The following is a 14,705-nucleotide window of genomic DNA, read 5'->3' as shown; positions in this document are numbered from 1 at the left end:
CCTGACCGTGTTCGTGGGCGGCATGGTGTTCATCCTCATCCTCACGTTCGGCCTCCTGTGGGGATGGTCCGGCGACGACGACGAGGGCGACTGGTGAGCGGCCAGTACGCGGAAATCCCGGACATCTTCAACGGGTACGCGGGTGGGGTGCTGATCGGCGTGGACGGTGACGACGACGTGACCGTGCTGGTGAACGTGAAGAAGTACGGCGCCACGCACAACCCGAACGCGGTCATCTCCCGCCGGGCGCTGCTCACCGCGCTGACACAGCTGGGTGTCATCGGACCGAAGGAGGCCGCGGCGTGACCAACCGTCCGAAGGACATCGGCCTGGCGGACAAGCTGGCCGCCAACGTGCGGCCCGACGCCAACGGGTGCCTCGTGTGGCAGGCCGGTCGCATCTCCACCGGGTACGGCAAGCTCAACTGGAACGGGCACCAGATGACCGCCCACAGGGCAGCCTGGGAGTCGGTCAACGGGCCGATCCCCGAAGGCATGTTCGTGCGCCACAAGTGCGATAACCGCCCGTGCTGCAACCCTGACCACCTCGAGCTGGGGTTGCACGCCGACAACATGCGCGACATGACCGATCGGGGACGGCAAGCCACAGGCGCGCGCCTGCCGCAGACGCGCCTCACCGACGACGAGGTTCGAGAGATCCGGCGCGCCGTGGCGGGTGGCGAACTGCAACGTGTTGTAGCGGCGCGGTTCGGGGTGACGCAGGGTTACGTGTCAACCTTGGTCGCTCACGCCTACCGGAAGGATGTGGCCTGATGACCAACCGCAGCAAGGACGTGGGCACTCGTTTCACGAGCGACACCATTCGGTATCTGAGGGCCAACGGGTTCCCCGGTGCGGAGCTGCGCAACCAGGCCGGCGTGCGCGACAAGGGCGACATCATCGGGTGCATCGGAGTCTGCTGGGAGTGCAAGGGCGGGCACGCTGCGGAGCAGGCGTCCGACGGGCAGGTCGCCGCGTGGCTGCTGGGGGAGACGGAGACGGAGCGGGTCAACGCCGGGGCGGACGTGGGGATCCTGGTGACCAAGCGGAAGGCGATCGGTGCCCGCTTCGCCGGGCTGTGGTGGGCGCACATGACGATCGGCACGGTGGTTGAGCTGGTGATGGGCCGAGGCAAGTCCAACCGCCTGCCCACCTGGCTGTCCGACGCACCCATCCGGATGCACCTGGCCGACGCCGTGATGATGCTGCGTCGCGCCGGGTACGGCACGGAGGTGGGCGCGTGAGCGTGCAGGTGGACATGTCGACGGGCGCCGACTGGCGCGAGCTGGCCGTGTGCCGGTCGATCGGACCGGAGCCGTTCGACACGCCGGACAACATGTCGTCGTCGGCGCTCAAGGCTCACTACGACCGGGCCCGGGTGTTCTGCGAGTCGTGCCCCGTCCAGTACGAGTGCCTGGCCTCCGCCCTGAACGAGGAGGAGGGCGTGCCCCGCGACGAACGGCAGGGCGTGCGCGGCGGGTTCGGCCCCCGGGCGCGGTACAACCAGGGCCCGTTTCTTCTGGAACGTGTTGTAGCGTCACGATGAGGCGCGACGCACTGCGACACAGGGACGGTGCCAAGCCGCCCATCGGGCCCGTCCTGGACCTGTACGGCGTGCACTACGTGCCCAACCACGCCGGCTGGCAGCCGATCCTCTGCCCTATCCACGACGAGTCCAGGCCGTCCTGCACGGTCAACCTGGACGACTGCTACTTCACCTGCCATGCGTGCCCGGCCCACGGAGACGTGTGGGACCTGGTGATGTTGAAGGAGAGCTGTGACTTCCGCGAGGCCCAGCAGCGTGTCGCCGCGATCACAGGGGAGACCGCCGCTACGACGCCCGCCGGTGCCGCGATTAGCGGCCCCGGCTATCTGCCCCGCTACCGACGTTCGGGAGGGGGAACCCATGCGCGCACAGTTCGCTAGCGACCCCCACTGGCGCCCCGTGCCGTCCGACGAGACGCACTGGGTCAGCGACTGGGGCCTGATCGTGAGCGTCGATGACACGCAGGTGCGGCGGTTGGCGACCGCGCCCACATACGACGGCTATCGCTCGGTCGTCCTCTCGGTTGCCGGGCAGAGGACGTACTGGCGGGTGCACCGGCTTGTCCTGTTCGCCTTCGCGGGCCCGCCGCCCGACGACGACTGGGAGGCGTGCCACCTGAACGGTGACCGCTCCGACAACCGGCTGAGCAACCTGGTGTGGGGTACGGCGGCGGAGAACCAGTCGCACCGCACGGGACACGGCACGGATCAGGTGGGTGAGCGCAACCCGAACGTCCGGTTGACAGCCGAAGACGTCCGGTGGATGCGCGCGGAGTACGCGAAAGGCGTCTGGACGTACAAGCAGCTCGCGGAGCTCTTCGGCGTGAGCGCCCCGTGCGTCTACAAGATCGTCCGCCACAAGACCTGGGTGTCGGCATGACGAGCAAGCCGCTCGACGTCGAGTCGCAGAAATCGTTGGAGACGGCGACCCGGACCTTCCAGGCGGCCCTTCCGGGGAGCGCGCCGGCGGTGGAGTACCTGGCGGGAAGGGGTATCTCCCGCGATACCGCCGAGCGGTTCCAGCTGGGGTTCGTCACCGAACCGGTCCCGGGTTTTGAGCGGTTCATGGGCATGGTGGCCATCCCCAACATCTGCGGCGGCGACCGCCCGCACGTGGTGGGCATCAAGTTCCGGCGCCTGCCGGACGAGGAAGGCAAGAAGTACGACCAGCCGTCCCAGCCGACCCGCATGTTTAACGCCCGGGCGATCGACGAAGCGGACGAGGTGCTGTGCATCACGGAGGGCGAGCTGGACGCCGTGATCCTCGAGCAGCTGGGCCTGCACGCCATCGGCGTGCCCGGCAACACGGCGTGGAAGGCGCACTACTGGCGGCTGCTCGAAGGGTTCCCGCGGCTGGTCCTGTTCCGGGACAACGACGACCCGGGGCTGGTGCTCGAGAAGGAGATCCGCAGATACGACCTGCCGTTGGTGAGCTACGTGCCGCCCGGGGTGGGGGAGAAGGGCGACGTCACCGACTCGTTCCTGTCCGGCCACGGCCCGGAGCTGGTGTCGCTGGCGCTTGGTGTGCACGACGAGATGAGGGCGGCGTGATGAGGGTCCTGTTCATCGACGACTGCATCGACCATGGCCAGGTCGGAAACACCGAGGGGTACGGGACCGCGTACATCCTCACCGAGTTGGGGACCGTGCGCCGAGGGGCGCACCGCGTCGTGTTCTACATGTTCTACGGCTACTGGCCCGAGGCCGTCATGCACACGTGCGACAACCCGCGATGCGTCAACATCCGTCACCTGGTGGGCGGCACCCGTGACATGAACAACAAGGACCGTGCAGCCAAGGGGCGCAGCGCCCGGGTGCAGCCGCTGCGCCGAAAGTTGACCGACCAGCAGGCCGCCGAGATCCGGCAGCGCTACAACCCGAGGCGGGACAAGGACAACGGGGTCGTCGCGCTGTCGCGCGACTTCGGTGTCGACGTGAACGCGATCTATCAGATCGTTCAGGGAAGGACGTACCGCTGATGCGGGTTCTCTTTTTGGACGTGGAGACCGCCCCGGCGGTCGTGTACACGTTCGGGTTTTTCAAGCAGTACATCCGGCCCGAACAGGTGATCGAACCGCCGCGCATGCTGTGCTTCGCCGCCCGGTTCCTGGACAAGAAGCGCACCGAGTTCTACTCGGAGTTTCACAACGGGCACCTGGCGATGGTCAACGAACTGCACCGCGTCCTGGATGAGGCGGACGTGGTGGTGCATTTCAACGGCAAGAGCTTCGACGAACCGTGGGCGCGCACGGAGATCCTGCAGGCGGGCCTGCGGCCGCCGTCCCCGTACCGGTCGGTGGACCTGTACCAGCAGTCGAAGCGGTTCTACCTGCCCAGCCACAAGCTCGAGTACGTGTCCACCCGGCTGATCCCGGCAGGCGGCAAGGAGTCGACGGGCGGGTTCGGGTTGTGGGTGCGGTGCATGGCCGGCGACCCGAAGGCGTGGCGACTCATGCGCAAGTACAACCTGCAGGACGTGGACGTGATGATGCCCGTCTACAACGAGATGCTGCCGTGGATGACGTCGCTTCCCAACGTCAACCTGTACGACGACGGCACGGAGGACCGGTGCCGGGTGTGCGGTTCCACCAGCCTGCACCGCCGCGGGTTCGCATACACCACGCAGGGCAAGTTCCAGCGGTACCAGTGCACGGAGCCTGGCTGTGGCGCGTGGTCCAGGTCGACGCACCGCCTGGCCGGTGTGTCCCTGGTGGAGGTGAGGTAGCAGTGGACGACACCTGGCTGGTTGAGGTGGGCGCGATCGTGGACCGTGCCGCGTCGGCGGTGGCCCGCCGGTACGGGTCGGTGACCACGGTGGACGACATGCGGCAGGACGGGTGGGAGTGGGCGCTGAGCAACCGGGCCCGCTTGGAGCACTACCGGTTGGAGGACGGCACCCTGTACCGGGCTGGTGCCGTGTCTGATCTGATCCGGCACCTCACCAAGCTGGCGAAGCATGAGCGGGCCGTGGTGCAGGGCGACGTGTCAGGCGACCAGTACCAGTACAACGCCGGGGTGGTGGAGCTGGTGCTGCCGGCTGTGTGGGACGGAGACTACCGGCCGCCGGCGGTGGAGGCGCGCACCCGGTCGGTGGCGGACCCTGCCGTGTCCGGCAACTGGGAGGCGATGGTGGCGGACGTGCGCCGGGCGGTGGACGACTTGCCGTTGTCGCAGCGCCGGGTCCTGTTCGCCTACTACGGGCACGCCGGGGGCGCGGGGTGGCGTGAGGCTGCGGTCGCGTTGGGCATGTCGAAGACGGCGGCCAACGACATTGGCCGGGAGGCGGTGGCGTCCCTGGTGGACGCCCTGAACGGGATCCCGGACGACCTGGGGGAGCCGAAGTATGTGGGCACCCGGCGGGTGGAGTCGAACGCGTCCGCGATGGCGCGTACCTCGAGCGATTGGGGTGGGGAGTGAACGTCGTCGTGTACAGCCAGCCGGGCTGCACCCGCTGCACGGCAACCATGCGGATGATGACCAAGCTGGGCGTCCCGTTCGACGTGGTGGACATCCGGCAGGACCACGCGGCGGCGGACCGCCTGCGTGCCATGGGGTACCTCGAGACGCCCGTCGTGGAGGTGGGCGACGTGTCCTGGTCGGGGTTCCGACCTGACGCGATCAAGGAGCTGGCCGGCACGGCGGCCGGCCGCGGGAAGCTGCACGGGAAGTACCGGGTGGAGCGGATCGGTGGCACCCCTGGGAAGCATGACGACTGCCGGTATTTCGTCCTGGACCCGCAGCATGACGAGCACGCCGCGGCTGCGATGCGCGTGTACGCGGACGCGGTGCGCCCCACCCTGCCCGGCCTGGCGGCGGACATCGACGAGTGGCTGGACGCGGCGTGAAGGTGACCGTCCACGGCCACGACGACGACAGGGCCACCCGGGACACGGCGGGGATGTTGCGCCGAGCGCACATCCCGTACGTGCAGGTGGAGGCCGACCCGGACGTGAAGGTCACCCCGGTGGTGGAGGCGTCCTGGTCGACCCCGTACGCGGAGCACGTGCAGTCGTGGACGGGGCACCAGCCGGACCTGCTCGAGGCGTTGAGGCGGCACAGGTGACCGCCGTGGCTGTGGACGTGGACGTGCTGACGGACCTGGACTTCCAGCCGACACTGCCGTGCGAGCTGCGGTCCCACGACCAGCTTGACGCCGGGAACCTGCCGGCGGCGTGGCGGGCGTTCGGGTGGTGCCCGGGCTGCCACCACCGCGTCGACTTCCTGCTGTGCGAGCCGGGGCGGTTGCGCAAGCAGTCGTCGATGTCGGGCTGCGAGCTGTGCGGCCACACCCACTGGTGGGCGGATGCGTTCACCGTCGTTCCGATCTGAGAAGGGAAGACCAAAGCATGAGGACCCGACTGCGCCTGGCGATCGACGAGCGAGACATGTGGCGGCGCTCCGCGGAGGTGGCGTGGAGGTGGGCGGCCCAGATGGCTGAGCGGAGCGTCGACATGGCGATCAGGAACCTTGACCTGGCGCTCGAGCTGGACGCCCGGGACGCACGCGACATGGAGCGGGAGGCGGATGAGGGTGCGGCTGGCAACGACCACGACCGTCACCCGTACGTGCCGGAGGCCACGATCCGGTTCACCACCCAGTCGGGTGCCACCTACCTGCTGCGGGACGATGGCACGCACGCGTCCCTGATGCGCGAGTCGGGCCCGATGAACGCGTGGATCCGCCGCGGCAACGGGGAGTGGGCGGACGTGGTGGGCACCTACACGGTGGCGCTGGGTGAGTCTGCGGTGTTCGAGCTGGCGGACGGGGTGGTGGCGCACGTCACCACGCCGGTGCTGACGATTGAAGTGGTGATGCCCGATGCGTGACGGTGACGTGCTGACCCACGCCGCCATCGGTCGGGCTGTTGATGCCATCCGGGGCACCGAGTCCGCGGTCGAGATCGGCGGTGTGCGCATCGAGGAGTGCGACGAGTTCGGAGCGACGGCCACAACCCGTGAGCGTGACCGCGCGGTCCGTGAACTCGAGCGAGTAGCCGACGAGCGGGACCAGTACCGGGAGGCGCTGGTGGACGCCAACCGCCAGCTCGACGTCGCGCGCACCGCTCGCCGGGAGCTGATGGCCATGCTCGCGTCGCCGCCGTCCGGGTGGTTCGTCCTCGGCTCGCACATCGACGACCCCGACGTTGACCTCGAGTTCTGGGGCAACGACGCTGGCGTGCCGCTCTGGGAGCGGCCGGCCGCACCAGACGGCGGGGCCTCGTAAGCGGCCGCCCCGCGCACAACAAGTCGCCCCTCGGCTTCGGCCGGGGGCGTTCTTGTGTGTCTACCAGACGGGCCGGTTCCACACGATGATGGACCCGTCGTCCTCAGCGGTGATCCGGTGGCAGTCGCCGTCCGCACTGTGCAGGGCGAAACGAAGGGCCCTCCCGTCACACGCGCAGAGCGCGGGGGGAAGGGCCCTGTAGCTGTCCGCCATGGCGTTCAGCGTTGAGTCGACGACGGTTGCGAGGGATGACATCGCGGTCATCCTGCGACGCTACGCCACAGGTGCGGCGCGGGGGAAGGGCAACGCTGTGCGGGTCATGCTGCGACCGTTGTGAGTCCACGACGTGCCGCGCCCAACATGCCCCCGGTCTCACTGTTGCATGGGCCGCACGCCGGCCGGATGTTGCCGCGCACGTACCGACCGCCTTCCGCGCCGGGGATGATCCGGTCGACGGTCATGGTGGTGAACGTGAGCCGGATGCCGCACCGGTAGCAGGGTGCGGTGGTGCCGTCCCCGAACACCACTAGCATCCACATCTTGCGTCGTCGGCGGCCCTCAGCTGAGCCTCGAGCGTTCCGGTTGGTCGTTCCGCGGCGGCACATCATGCCGCCCGTTGCCGGTAGTAGTCCCGGGTGATGCCGGTCCGCTGGTGCCCCACGTGCCAGGCGCCGGAGACCGGGCACCGGTACACGTGCAGGCCGTGCCCGCCCAGCGACTGCCGGGCGGCCTTGGCGAACTGCTTCTGTTCGTAGCCGCGTTTCCCGCACTGGCACACCACGTACCGGGCCAGCACGGAGCGGTTGGTGATGAGGCTCACAGCGCACCGCCAGCCCGGCCGTGCGCGTAGTCGTACGCCTCCCGCCACGTGTCGAACGTCCGAACGGACGACGTGGCCGTCGTCGATGCGTGCCATGCCGCGGTGCGGGTGTTCGGGCCGTGATGCCCGACGCAGCAGCGCCACACCGCCCACTTGATGCCTCTCATGTTCCTTCCTCCTGTGTCATGCGGTGTGACGCTGACACACCAGGCCCAAACATGCCCGTCTCGCTTGCGACGTTGCCGCGTGGCGGGACAACATGCCGGGCCCGGTGTGTCAGCCTTGGGGCCTGTTTCTCAGGCCGCCTGCGAGTCGTCCTGGCCGACGACCGTCGCGTTGAACACGTCGGCCATCTGCACCAGCTCCGGGTCGGTCTGCGCGTGGTTGCGCTCGAGCACGACCTCCGGCGGCAGCTTGCCCTCCGGCACCACCACGTAGTTGATGGCGGACTCCGGGTCGTCCCCGAACTTCTCGATGTACCGGTCGCGGCCCGGCCCGGTCGGCCCCACGTGGGTCGGCCCGTCCGTCGCTTCGCCGGCACCGAAGATGGCGGCCAGCTCCGGGTCCAGGACGTACCCGACGGCCAGGACGTCGCCGTCCTCCGCGATCGCCACCCACAGGTTCTCGAGCGGGGTGCCGCCGTTGATGAACGCGTACACGTTGGTGCGGTCGGTGCTGCTGTCAGTGCTCATCGTGCTGATCCTCTCGGTTTGCGGGCCCGCGGTTCGGGCCCGGTGTTGGAACTCTTGGGGGGCGCCTCGAGCGTTGCCTGACGCTGCAGGGTGCCCTGGGCGGATGCCACGGGCAGGACCATGCGACGGAACCCGCCGCCCAGCTCTGCCAGCTCCGCTTGACGTTCGGTGGGGGACAGGCCGTACGCGATCGTCAGCCCGTCCACGTCCACCACGGTCAGCCACCACTCGCGGCGCAGCAGCGCGTCGAACGCCGTCTTGACGATGGCCTCCGCCAGCTTCTGCGCGTCCGGGTAGGCGTCCGACTCGAGCAGCTGCACGATCGGGTCCGTCTCGCTCTTGCGCGGGGTGATGTTCACCGGCCACCGCCGATCAGCAGGATGACCGTCTCGTCGTCCACCTCGCGCTTCGGAGGGGGCGCCGGCAGCCACCGGGCCAGCAGGATGGTGAGCAGGCCGTACGTGACCAGGCCGGCCATCCCGCCGAACATGAGGGACAAGGCAATGAACGCGGCGGTCACGGTCACCACACCCGAGCTTCCGACGGAGACTTCGACCACAACGGCTTACACCTACCGCGGTCGAACATCACCTGGACTTTGCCATGCAGTACCCGGCACTTGGGCACCCGGTACGCGACCACACGGAACCCGCGGTGGTCCAGGGCCGCACCCCACCCGGCGAACCAGGTGCGCAGTGCTGGCAGGGTCGGCAGCCCGCACACGTACGACGCCTCGAAGTCCCACCCGATCCCGTCCGTGTACGGGCCCGGGTGTGCGTCGTCCGCGTGGGCGTCGTTGATCCGCGTGCCCCGCAGCCTGACGCTCTCCTTGTACGGGCCCACCCCGTACTCGTTCTCCACCCTGTACACGGTGCAGCGGGGCAACGTACGACGCTTCCGGTTGTCGCTCATGCGACTCGCCTCCGCAGCCCGTCGATGACCTCCGGGCGCACACGTTCGTCGATCGTGTACACGTTCCAGCGGCCCACACGTACCGCCAGGTCGTCCAGGTAGTCGCGGATCTCCGCCATGGTCACGGCGAACTCGTACGACAACTCGGCCACCGACTTGGGGCCCGGACCGTTCTTGTGCCTCACCTGGACCACCACCCTCGACGGGTGCGGTTCGCGGGGCGTGGGCGCAGCTCCGGGTCAACCGGGCGCAGCCAGGACGCCGGGACGGTTGTCCGCGTGTCCGGGTGATCCAGGTTGACGCACTGCACGGCGTCCCCATCCACCCAGACCACCGTGTGCACGGCCGCGGCACCCTTGATCACCACACGGTCCTGCTCATGGGGGGACCAGGGGAGGGGTGCCGGATCCGGCCGGCGACGCGTCAGGCGCAGCATGGTCAGCTCCTTCCCGTCGGGCCCCACCTCGCGCGGGGCTCCTCGTGCCCGTCCACGGCTCGAACGTGGATGCCTGCCAGCCGGGCGCCCGTCACGTCGTAGCGGCGTGACGCTGCAACACCTACGCCGACTTGCGCACGTCCACGTACGCGTCCGCCTCCGCACGCGTGTGGAACGACGCCACCAGCTGCCCGTCGGGGTCGCGCACGTCGAACGGCAGGCTCTCGTCCACCTCGTCGTCCTCGTCCGGGTCCACCTCCACCCGCCAGGTGCCGGCCGTGGGCCCGAACGCGCTGTTGAACTCACGCAGCGCCTCCCCGCACCACCCGAAGAACGCAGCGGCCCCGGTCACCCGGTCGCGCAGGTCGGCCACCGTGTAGGTGCGGTGGGTGGAGGACGTCTTGCCGTCCAGGAACGCGGCCGCGTCCGCCTGGTACACGAACCGGGCGATCAGGTCGCCCCAGTGGTCGCGGACGATGTACTGCAGGTCGGCGTCGGCGTCCATGCCGAGCTGGTACCGGGCGCCGAGTGCGACGATGAACCGCTCGCCGTCCCGCTCGAGACCGTGCACCGTGGCCGCCTTGCGGATCGCCGTCACCATGACGTCGTACGGGATCGTGGTGGTGTCCGTGTACGCGATGTGCGGCGCGTCGGCGGGCCCCGCCGGAGTCCCGGGACGGCCGGTCAGCTTCACGTAGGCCCCCGCCCACACGTGGTGATCGGACATCGAGTTGTAGCCGATCACCCCGCCGGGCGACCCCAGTCGGCCACTGCCAGAGTCGACCGTCAGGACGTCACCGCGGCGGGACGGGTAGTGCCAGTCGAGCGGGGTGTCGCGGACGATCCCGATCACGTCACCGCGCGACACCGGCGGATTGATCGCCACGCCCGTGTAGCAGAAGTACTGAACCCGGTCCGGGTCGGGCTGCGCCATCAGCGGGTGCGCACTAACCCCATCGGTCGACTCGAGCGTCATCACTCGGCCGATGTCGTCGGTCCGCGAGTACGCGCCGGTCACCAGGAACTCGGCCCCGAGCGTCAAGGGTGTGCACGTGGTGTCCACCAGGTGCAGCCACGGAAGCGGCTCCAGCTGGGTGATGTCGACCGCCGGTGCTGACTCGGTTGTGATGCTCATCGGTCTGCCTTTCGTCAGGTTGGGTGATGCTCGAGCGCCGGGTGGGGGACTCGGACCCCCGGGACGGCCATACCGTCACCCGGCCACCGCTTGCGCGGCCTAGCCGCCGAACCGGATGGGCACCAGCAGCACGCGGGCCGGCCCGCCGTCCGTGAACTCGACCGGCTTGAGGACGAACGCGGCACCCTGACGCACCTGGTCGGACATGTGCAGGGTGACCGTGGGCCCGTCCAGGGCCTCGAGCGCGTCCACCAGGAACGACGGGTTGAACGCCACGCCGTCCATGCCGTCCACCTGCACACCGGCCTGGACGGGTGCCGCCGACATGGGCGCCTCCGTGTCCCCGTTGTGCACCGTCAGGCAGTCGATGCCGAAGTCGAGACGCACCGGCATGTTGCGCTCGCAGAACGGCTGCACCGTCTTCACGGCGGCCAGCAGTGCCGCCCGGTCCACCACCGCGGTGTGCGGCGGGTTGTCCGGCCACAGACGATCCACCGCCGGGTAGTCCCCGTCGATCGACAGCAGCAGGACGTCCGCACCCGGCCACGACAGGCGGGCCCACACGTCCCGGGTGTCCCGCACCGACACGACGACGGTGACGTCCTCCCCGGCCGGCACCAGCTTGACCAGCTTGTGCAGCAGGACCGCCGGCAGCAGCACGTCCGCCGGCAGGTCGGCCGTCGACATGGGGGACGCCGGCACGGTCGCCTCGTGCAACCGGTAGCGGTCGGTGGTGACCATCTGCACCGTGTCCGCGGTGAACGTGACACGCGCACCGGACAGGAGGGGCAGCGTCACGTCGCGCGACGCCCCGGCCGCCACCGCACCGGCCGCCCGGGTCAGCTTGTCGCCGTCCACCGTCACGGACGGGCCCACCACGGCGGGCAGGTCCGGCAGGTTGTCAGGGTCGATGTGCATGCGCGCCACGGTCGGCTGCGCACCGTTCGGGCCGTGCACCTGCACCGGGCCGTCCGCAGGCACGGTCAGGGTGACGTCCGCGGTGACGCGCGCCACCGCGCGCACACCCAGACCGGCCGCCTTGAACGCGTCCAGCAGTGCGCGACCCTCGAGCACGACGGGCCCGAAGTCGTCGCCGTCCATGCGCGACAGCACCCGGCCGCCCGTCGCGTAGTCGAACGACTCGAGCGACACCACGCCGGCGCGGCCGGTCACACGGATGCCGCCCGTCTCCCGCGCGATCGGGCGAGACGGGAGGGTGACGCGCAGCAGCTTTGCCGCGCGGTCCAGGTCCAGCAGGGACACCCGGGCCGTCGTGGTGACGGCGGGCGCCTCGAGTGTGGCAGTCATGGCGATCCTTCCGAACAGCGGGCCAGCGGTTCCGGCCCGTTCGTGCCCCGGGGGAGGCTCGCACTCCCCAGTGCCGCTAGATTCGGGGCGATGTTGCAGCGCGCGACGCTGCTACACGTTGCGGAAGACGTAGACGCCGAAGGGTGACTGAACAGACACGTAGTCCGTGAACAGCTCACGCGCCGCTTGCTCCCAGTCGATGCACGTACACGGCCACGTCGCGTCAGATGAGATGGCGCCGATGGACTCCGCCAAGTCCTGCGCGTACTCCTCCTCGGAGTGCCACTCGCCGGCGTACGCGTCCTCGAACGCTTCACGCGTCGGCTTGTCCCACTCCTCGAGGTCCGCGCCGCACCAGTCGTGCCACGCGACCACGGCACTCACGGGGTAGGCGTCCGCGACGATCGCGGCGTGCAGTTCGCCCAGCCGCCGCGCTTCCGCGGGGGAGCACTCACCCGTGAACAGGCCGGATGTGTCCTCGAAGTCGAAGCACCACAACTCCTCGTGAGCCTCGAGCGCGTGCGCCCCGGGCACCTTCACTCCGGCGGCCGCGAATTCCGCCATGTCCTGCGGGGCGTCGGTCGCGTCGAACCACGCGCCCACCAGTGCGCCACCGTTGTAGCAGCCCAGGCACCCGACCCAGACGGTAGGTGCGTCGTTGTCAGCCATTGTGTTTCCGCCTTCCGTTCCGTCGATACTGTCAGCGTACCGCGTTCAGCACGCCGCTACAACATTGTCAGCGATCCGACCACACGCAGAAAGGCGCGTGAGGGTCCGCGATGTGTTCGGCGCACACTGTGCACCGATCGTCCGGGCCGAACGTGGGACCGTACGCACGGTCACGCAGCCCGAATGCGGGCGCGGTCGCGCGGGGGATCTGCACCACGTCCCACAGGTCGGAAGCGTGCTCGAGCCGGAACGACCACCCGGCCGGGTCCGCCTCGAGCTGCGTCGCGTGCGCCACCCGCGGCGCGTGGCTGAACCTTGCCACCAGCTCCGCGCGGATCCGCTGCGCCTCGGCAACCGTCAACGCGTCACGCGTCAGAATCGACATGCCAGCTCCCCTCTCGTGCTCTGCCTCGCGCGACGTTGCGTCGCGTCTCGTGCCCGTGCGCCGATCCGTGAGCGCACGCACGGGCTGCCGTGCCTAGTCGCGTCGACCGAACGCCGCCAGAACCTGCGCACGGGTCACGCCGAAGTCGGCAAGCGCCATCGGGTCCAGGTACGGGCCCGGGTCCGTCGCCCCGTCCTCCGCCATGTCAGCACGCACCGCGTCCACCGCGCCCGACAGGTCCGACCGACCGTCCGCCAGGTCCAGCCGCGACAGGTCACCCGACTGCACCGGGGCGATCCTGTCCGACAAGCGCTGCACCCACGACCGCGCGTCGCACGGGTCCTCACCCGGCAACGGCTCACCCGTGGTCAGCTCGAGCGGCACCGGTGTCAGGTGCACCGACAGGTGACCACCAGACGTCTCGTGCATGCTGTTCCGGAACATGATTCCTCCCCTTGACGTTGACTTCCCAGTGCCCGCCGGCGGAATCGAACCGCCGAACCGCCACCATGGCGGGCCGTTTGTGCCTAGTCGACGTACGCGATAGAGCCGTGGTCTTCGGGGTCGGTCTCGACGCGTTCGATCGCCAGGTTTCGCGCGTCGCGGGCGCTCAGCGCAGTGACCGGAATGTTGTAGCCGTCAGCGAATTCGACGATGTACGTGCGCGCAGCCATGATGCTCACCCGTTCCGCTAGTCCCTGTTGTTCCCCCAGTATGGGCGCAGCGGGACGCGTGCACAACACGCGCACATCACCCGAACGGGTGAAAGCTGCACGCGCACACAACACCCAGGCACGCGCCAGCAGGCAGCACGCAGCTACGCCCACATGCAACCTGCTGGTTGCACATCGGATGGACGCATCGACGCGTGTCGACGTCTCGGATGCACAACGTGTGACGCACACGTGACACATACGGATGGACAGTCGTGCGATTCGGGCTCTTTGTGCCACGATGTTGGTACAAAGCCACGTAATAGGGCCCTGACCTGGACAAGTAAGGGCAACCTGAGCTGATCCCTGCCCTCCGTGCCTGACTACCCCTGGTGACAGGCACTCATGGGCCCGTCAGCAGGGCAGGGGAGGGGGGAGGGTGGGGCCCCCTCGCGTGGCCGCACTTGACCCGGGGGATGCTAAGCGCGGCTCGTCTGTGTGGGGGGTACTGTCCCCGTCTACATCCCGCTCCGTGTGGGGGGCACGCCCGGATGCGTTGCAACTTGGACCGGTTCTTCGGCGTGTCGTCGCAGGTCAGGACAGGGATCTGTGGTCCGACGGATTCTATATAATGGAGCGACATCGAGGGTGCCGTAGGCACCCGATGATGGAGCGACCCGGCACTGCTCAGTGCCGCACGCTGTGGTGCGTGCGGCTTGAGAACAGGCTTGTATGACGCGCACGCGCGCGAGGCGCGTGTCGTTGCGGGTGGGTGCGAACGGTTCGCCCTGGGCTGGCGCGGCAACGCCGCTGGGCTCGAGCTGGCACCCCGGCTGGGTCCTGTGTGCACCCTGGGACTGGCCGGCGGGGTTCGTGTGGTGTGCGGCGAGGTCTGGACAGCTCGCCCCCACAGGTGGCCCCCCACCCC

At 69.2% G+C, this 14,705-nt stretch carries 28 protein-coding genes and 1 pseudogene; 15 read left to right on the top strand and 14 right to left on the bottom strand.

Features of this window, described 5'->3' with window-relative positions:
- Positions 1 to 93: 93 nt before the first annotated feature.
- The 15 genes and pseudogenes from DDP54_RS15725 (at position 94) to DDP54_RS15655 (ending at position 6,767) form a co-directional block, all read left to right on the top strand.
- Complete coding sequence (locus tag DDP54_RS15725; protein WP_109132955.1) at positions 94 to 306, top strand: hypothetical protein; 213 nt, start codon at positions 94 to 96, stop codon at positions 304 to 306.
- Positions 303 to 773: an HNH endonuclease gene (locus DDP54_RS15720; protein WP_109132954.1), complete on the top strand. Its 471-nt coding sequence runs from the start codon at positions 303 to 305 to the stop codon at positions 771 to 773. The genes DDP54_RS15725 and DDP54_RS15720 overlap by 4 nt, the downstream gene beginning before the upstream one ends.
- On the top strand, positions 773 to 1,243 hold the full coding sequence (locus DDP54_RS15715) for a hypothetical protein (protein ID WP_109132953.1): 471 nt from the start codon (positions 773 to 775) through the stop codon (positions 1,241 to 1,243). Before DDP54_RS15720 ends, DDP54_RS15715 begins: the two co-directional genes overlap by 1 nt.
- Positions 1,240 to 1,545 carry a WhiB family transcriptional regulator gene (locus DDP54_RS15710; protein ID WP_109132952.1) on the top strand — a complete coding sequence of 102 codons (306 nt, stop codon included), beginning with the start codon at positions 1,240 to 1,242 and terminating at the stop codon, positions 1,543 to 1,545. The genes DDP54_RS15715 and DDP54_RS15710 overlap by 4 nt, the downstream gene beginning before the upstream one ends.
- Positions 1,542 to 1,925, top strand: coding sequence for a CHC2 zinc finger domain-containing protein (locus DDP54_RS15705; RefSeq protein WP_109132951.1), 384 nt, complete (start codon positions 1,542 to 1,544; stop codon positions 1,923 to 1,925). Before DDP54_RS15710 ends, DDP54_RS15705 begins: the two co-directional genes overlap by 4 nt.
- Entirely contained in the window at positions 1,906 to 2,424 is a 519-nt protein-coding gene (locus DDP54_RS15700; RefSeq protein WP_109132950.1) for an HNH endonuclease signature motif containing protein, read from the top strand. Before DDP54_RS15705 ends, DDP54_RS15700 begins: the two co-directional genes overlap by 20 nt.
- Positions 2,421 to 3,095, top strand: a complete 675-nt coding sequence (locus tag DDP54_RS15695; RefSeq protein ID WP_109132949.1) for a hypothetical protein — start codon at positions 2,421 to 2,423, stop codon at positions 3,093 to 3,095. The genes DDP54_RS15700 and DDP54_RS15695 overlap by 4 nt, the downstream gene beginning before the upstream one ends.
- Positions 3,095 to 3,523, top strand: coding sequence for an HNH endonuclease signature motif containing protein (locus tag DDP54_RS15690; protein WP_109132948.1), 429 nt, complete (start codon positions 3,095 to 3,097; stop codon positions 3,521 to 3,523). The genes DDP54_RS15695 and DDP54_RS15690 overlap by 1 nt, the downstream gene beginning before the upstream one ends.
- 20 nt (positions 3,524 to 3,543) lie before the next feature.
- Positions 3,544 to 4,269 carry a ribonuclease H-like domain-containing protein gene (locus tag DDP54_RS15685; protein WP_158274547.1) on the top strand — a complete coding sequence of 242 codons (726 nt, stop codon included), beginning with the start codon at positions 3,544 to 3,546 and terminating at the stop codon, positions 4,267 to 4,269.
- A 2-nt stretch (positions 4,270 to 4,271) separates the two neighbouring features.
- The gene (locus DDP54_RS15680; RefSeq protein ID WP_109132946.1) at positions 4,272 to 4,961 is read left to right on the top strand and encodes a hypothetical protein; all 690 of its coding nucleotides are present in this window, start codon (positions 4,272 to 4,274) and stop codon (positions 4,959 to 4,961) included.
- Positions 4,958 to 5,176 (top strand): annotated as a pseudogene (locus DDP54_RS18730) (glutaredoxin family protein); the annotation flags it as partial. The gene DDP54_RS15680 and the pseudogene DDP54_RS18730, both read left to right, overlap by 4 nt.
- A gap of 209 nt (positions 5,177 to 5,385) precedes the next feature.
- Positions 5,386 to 5,607, top strand: coding sequence for a hypothetical protein (locus tag DDP54_RS15670; protein ID WP_109132944.1), 222 nt, complete (start codon positions 5,386 to 5,388; stop codon positions 5,605 to 5,607).
- Complete coding sequence (locus DDP54_RS15665; RefSeq protein WP_109132943.1) at positions 5,604 to 5,873, top strand: hypothetical protein; 270 nt, start codon at positions 5,604 to 5,606, stop codon at positions 5,871 to 5,873. The genes DDP54_RS15670 and DDP54_RS15665 overlap by 4 nt, the downstream gene beginning before the upstream one ends.
- Positions 5,874 to 5,890: 17 nt before the next feature.
- Positions 5,891 to 6,370, top strand: a complete 480-nt coding sequence (locus tag DDP54_RS15660; protein WP_109132942.1) for a hypothetical protein — start codon at positions 5,891 to 5,893, stop codon at positions 6,368 to 6,370.
- Positions 6,363 to 6,767 (top strand): hypothetical protein, encoded by a 405-nt coding sequence (locus DDP54_RS15655; RefSeq protein WP_109132941.1) that lies wholly within the window; start codon positions 6,363 to 6,365, stop codon positions 6,765 to 6,767. The genes DDP54_RS15660 and DDP54_RS15655 overlap by 8 nt, the downstream gene beginning before the upstream one ends.
- A 317-nt stretch (positions 6,768 to 7,084) precedes the next feature.
- On the opposite strand, the gene DDP54_RS18725 is transcribed toward DDP54_RS15655, so the two are convergent.
- The 14 genes from DDP54_RS18725 to DDP54_RS18250 form a co-directional block, all read right to left on the bottom strand.
- Positions 7,085 to 7,300 (bottom strand): HNH endonuclease, encoded by a 216-nt coding sequence (locus tag DDP54_RS18725; protein ID WP_277949611.1) that lies wholly within the window; start codon positions 7,298 to 7,300, stop codon positions 7,085 to 7,087.
- Between the two features lie 71 nt (positions 7,301 to 7,371).
- Complete coding sequence (locus DDP54_RS15640) at positions 7,372 to 7,587, bottom strand: hypothetical protein (protein ID WP_109132938.1); 216 nt, start codon at positions 7,585 to 7,587, stop codon at positions 7,372 to 7,374.
- A complete protein-coding gene (locus tag DDP54_RS18260) occupies positions 7,584 to 7,754 on the bottom strand; it encodes a hypothetical protein (RefSeq protein WP_158274546.1) in 171 nt (56 codons plus the stop codon). Before DDP54_RS18260 ends, DDP54_RS15640 begins: the two co-directional genes overlap by 4 nt.
- A gap of 129 nt (positions 7,755 to 7,883) precedes the next feature.
- A complete protein-coding gene (locus DDP54_RS15635; protein ID WP_109132937.1) occupies positions 7,884 to 8,279 on the bottom strand; it encodes a hypothetical protein in 396 nt (131 codons plus the stop codon).
- Positions 8,276 to 8,638 (bottom strand): hypothetical protein, encoded by a 363-nt coding sequence (locus tag DDP54_RS15630; RefSeq protein WP_109132936.1) that lies wholly within the window; start codon positions 8,636 to 8,638, stop codon positions 8,276 to 8,278. Before DDP54_RS15630 ends, DDP54_RS15635 begins: the two co-directional genes overlap by 4 nt.
- Complete coding sequence (locus DDP54_RS18255; RefSeq protein WP_158274545.1) at positions 8,635 to 8,805, bottom strand: hypothetical protein; 171 nt, start codon at positions 8,803 to 8,805, stop codon at positions 8,635 to 8,637. The genes DDP54_RS15630 and DDP54_RS18255 overlap by 4 nt, the downstream gene beginning before the upstream one ends.
- Positions 8,802 to 9,191, bottom strand: coding sequence for a hypothetical protein (locus tag DDP54_RS15625; RefSeq protein WP_109132935.1), 390 nt, complete (start codon positions 9,189 to 9,191; stop codon positions 8,802 to 8,804). Before DDP54_RS15625 ends, DDP54_RS18255 begins: the two co-directional genes overlap by 4 nt.
- Positions 9,188 to 9,376 (bottom strand): hypothetical protein, encoded by a 189-nt coding sequence (locus DDP54_RS15620; protein ID WP_146192451.1) that lies wholly within the window; start codon positions 9,374 to 9,376, stop codon positions 9,188 to 9,190. The genes DDP54_RS15625 and DDP54_RS15620 overlap by 4 nt, the downstream gene beginning before the upstream one ends.
- Before the next feature lie 372 nt (positions 9,377 to 9,748).
- On the bottom strand, positions 9,749 to 10,762 hold the full coding sequence (locus DDP54_RS15610; protein ID WP_109132932.1) for a hypothetical protein: 1,014 nt from the start codon (positions 10,760 to 10,762) through the stop codon (positions 9,749 to 9,751).
- Between the two features lie 99 nt (positions 10,763 to 10,861).
- Positions 10,862 to 12,070 carry a DNA polymerase III subunit beta gene (locus DDP54_RS15605; RefSeq protein ID WP_109132931.1) on the bottom strand — a complete coding sequence of 403 codons (1,209 nt, stop codon included), beginning with the start codon at positions 12,068 to 12,070 and terminating at the stop codon, positions 10,862 to 10,864.
- Between the two features lie 111 nt (positions 12,071 to 12,181).
- Positions 12,182 to 12,739 (bottom strand): antirestriction protein ArdA, encoded by a 558-nt coding sequence (locus DDP54_RS15600; RefSeq protein ID WP_109132930.1) that lies wholly within the window; start codon positions 12,737 to 12,739, stop codon positions 12,182 to 12,184.
- 67 nt (positions 12,740 to 12,806) lie between these two features.
- A complete protein-coding gene (locus tag DDP54_RS15595) occupies positions 12,807 to 13,124 on the bottom strand; it encodes a hypothetical protein (protein WP_109132929.1) in 318 nt (105 codons plus the stop codon).
- A 93-nt stretch (positions 13,125 to 13,217) separates the two neighbouring features.
- Positions 13,218 to 13,568 carry a hypothetical protein gene (locus tag DDP54_RS15590; protein WP_109132928.1) on the bottom strand — a complete coding sequence of 117 codons (351 nt, stop codon included), beginning with the start codon at positions 13,566 to 13,568 and terminating at the stop codon, positions 13,218 to 13,220.
- A gap of 83 nt (positions 13,569 to 13,651) precedes the next feature.
- Positions 13,652 to 13,807: a hypothetical protein gene (locus tag DDP54_RS18250; RefSeq protein WP_158274544.1), complete on the bottom strand. Its 156-nt coding sequence runs from the start codon at positions 13,805 to 13,807 to the stop codon at positions 13,652 to 13,654.
- Between the last annotated feature and the right edge of the window lie 898 nt (positions 13,808 to 14,705).

The organism is Cellulomonas sp. WB94, assembly GCF_003115775.1.
Lineage (GTDB): Bacteria > Actinomycetota > Actinomycetes > Actinomycetales > Cellulomonadaceae > Cellulomonas_A.
Note: the sequence above shows the minus strand (reverse complement) of the source record. Positions and strands in the feature narration are given on the sequence as shown.

Excerpts from the sequence above, each read along its gene's own strand:
- DDP54_RS15715 (WP_109132953.1), top strand. The coding sequence starts at position 773 with ATGACCAACCGCAGCAAGGACGTGGGCACTCGTTTCACGAGCGACACC.
- DDP54_RS15705 (WP_109132951.1), top strand. The coding sequence starts at position 1,542 with ATGAGGCGCGACGCACTGCGACACAGGGACGGTGCCAAGCCGCCCATC.
- DDP54_RS15700 (WP_109132950.1), top strand. The coding sequence starts at position 1,906 with ATGCGCGCACAGTTCGCTAGCGACCCCCACTGGCGCCCCGTGCCGTCC.
- DDP54_RS15695 (WP_109132949.1), top strand. The coding sequence starts at position 2,421 with ATGACGAGCAAGCCGCTCGACGTCGAGTCGCAGAAATCGTTGGAGACG.
- DDP54_RS15690 (WP_109132948.1), top strand. The coding sequence starts at position 3,095 with ATGAGGGTCCTGTTCATCGACGACTGCATCGACCATGGCCAGGTCGGA.
- DDP54_RS15660 (WP_109132942.1), top strand. The coding sequence starts at position 5,891 with ATGAGGACCCGACTGCGCCTGGCGATCGACGAGCGAGACATGTGGCGG.
- DDP54_RS15655 (WP_109132941.1), top strand. The coding sequence starts at position 6,363 with ATGCGTGACGGTGACGTGCTGACCCACGCCGCCATCGGTCGGGCTGTT.
- DDP54_RS18725 (WP_277949611.1), bottom strand. The coding sequence starts at position 7,300 with ATGCTAGTGGTGTTCGGGGACGGCACCACCGCACCCTGCTACCGGTGC.
- DDP54_RS18260 (WP_158274546.1), bottom strand. The coding sequence starts at position 7,754 with ATGAGAGGCATCAAGTGGGCGGTGTGGCGCTGCTGCGTCGGGCATCAC.
- DDP54_RS15635 (WP_109132937.1), bottom strand. The coding sequence starts at position 8,279 with ATGAGCACTGACAGCAGCACCGACCGCACCAACGTGTACGCGTTCATC.
- DDP54_RS15625 (WP_109132935.1), bottom strand. The coding sequence starts at position 9,191 with ATGAGCGACAACCGGAAGCGTCGTACGTTGCCCCGCTGCACCGTGTAC.
- DDP54_RS15610 (WP_109132932.1), bottom strand. The coding sequence starts at position 10,762 with ATGAGCATCACAACCGAGTCAGCACCGGCGGTCGACATCACCCAGCTG.
- DDP54_RS15605 (WP_109132931.1), bottom strand. The coding sequence starts at position 12,070 with ATGACTGCCACACTCGAGGCGCCCGCCGTCACCACGACGGCCCGGGTG.
- DDP54_RS15600 (WP_109132930.1), bottom strand. The coding sequence starts at position 12,739 with ATGGCTGACAACGACGCACCTACCGTCTGGGTCGGGTGCCTGGGCTGC.
- DDP54_RS15595 (WP_109132929.1), bottom strand. The coding sequence starts at position 13,124 with ATGTCGATTCTGACGCGTGACGCGTTGACGGTTGCCGAGGCGCAGCGG.
- DDP54_RS15590 (WP_109132928.1), bottom strand. The coding sequence starts at position 13,568 with ATGTTCCGGAACAGCATGCACGAGACGTCTGGTGGTCACCTGTCGGTG.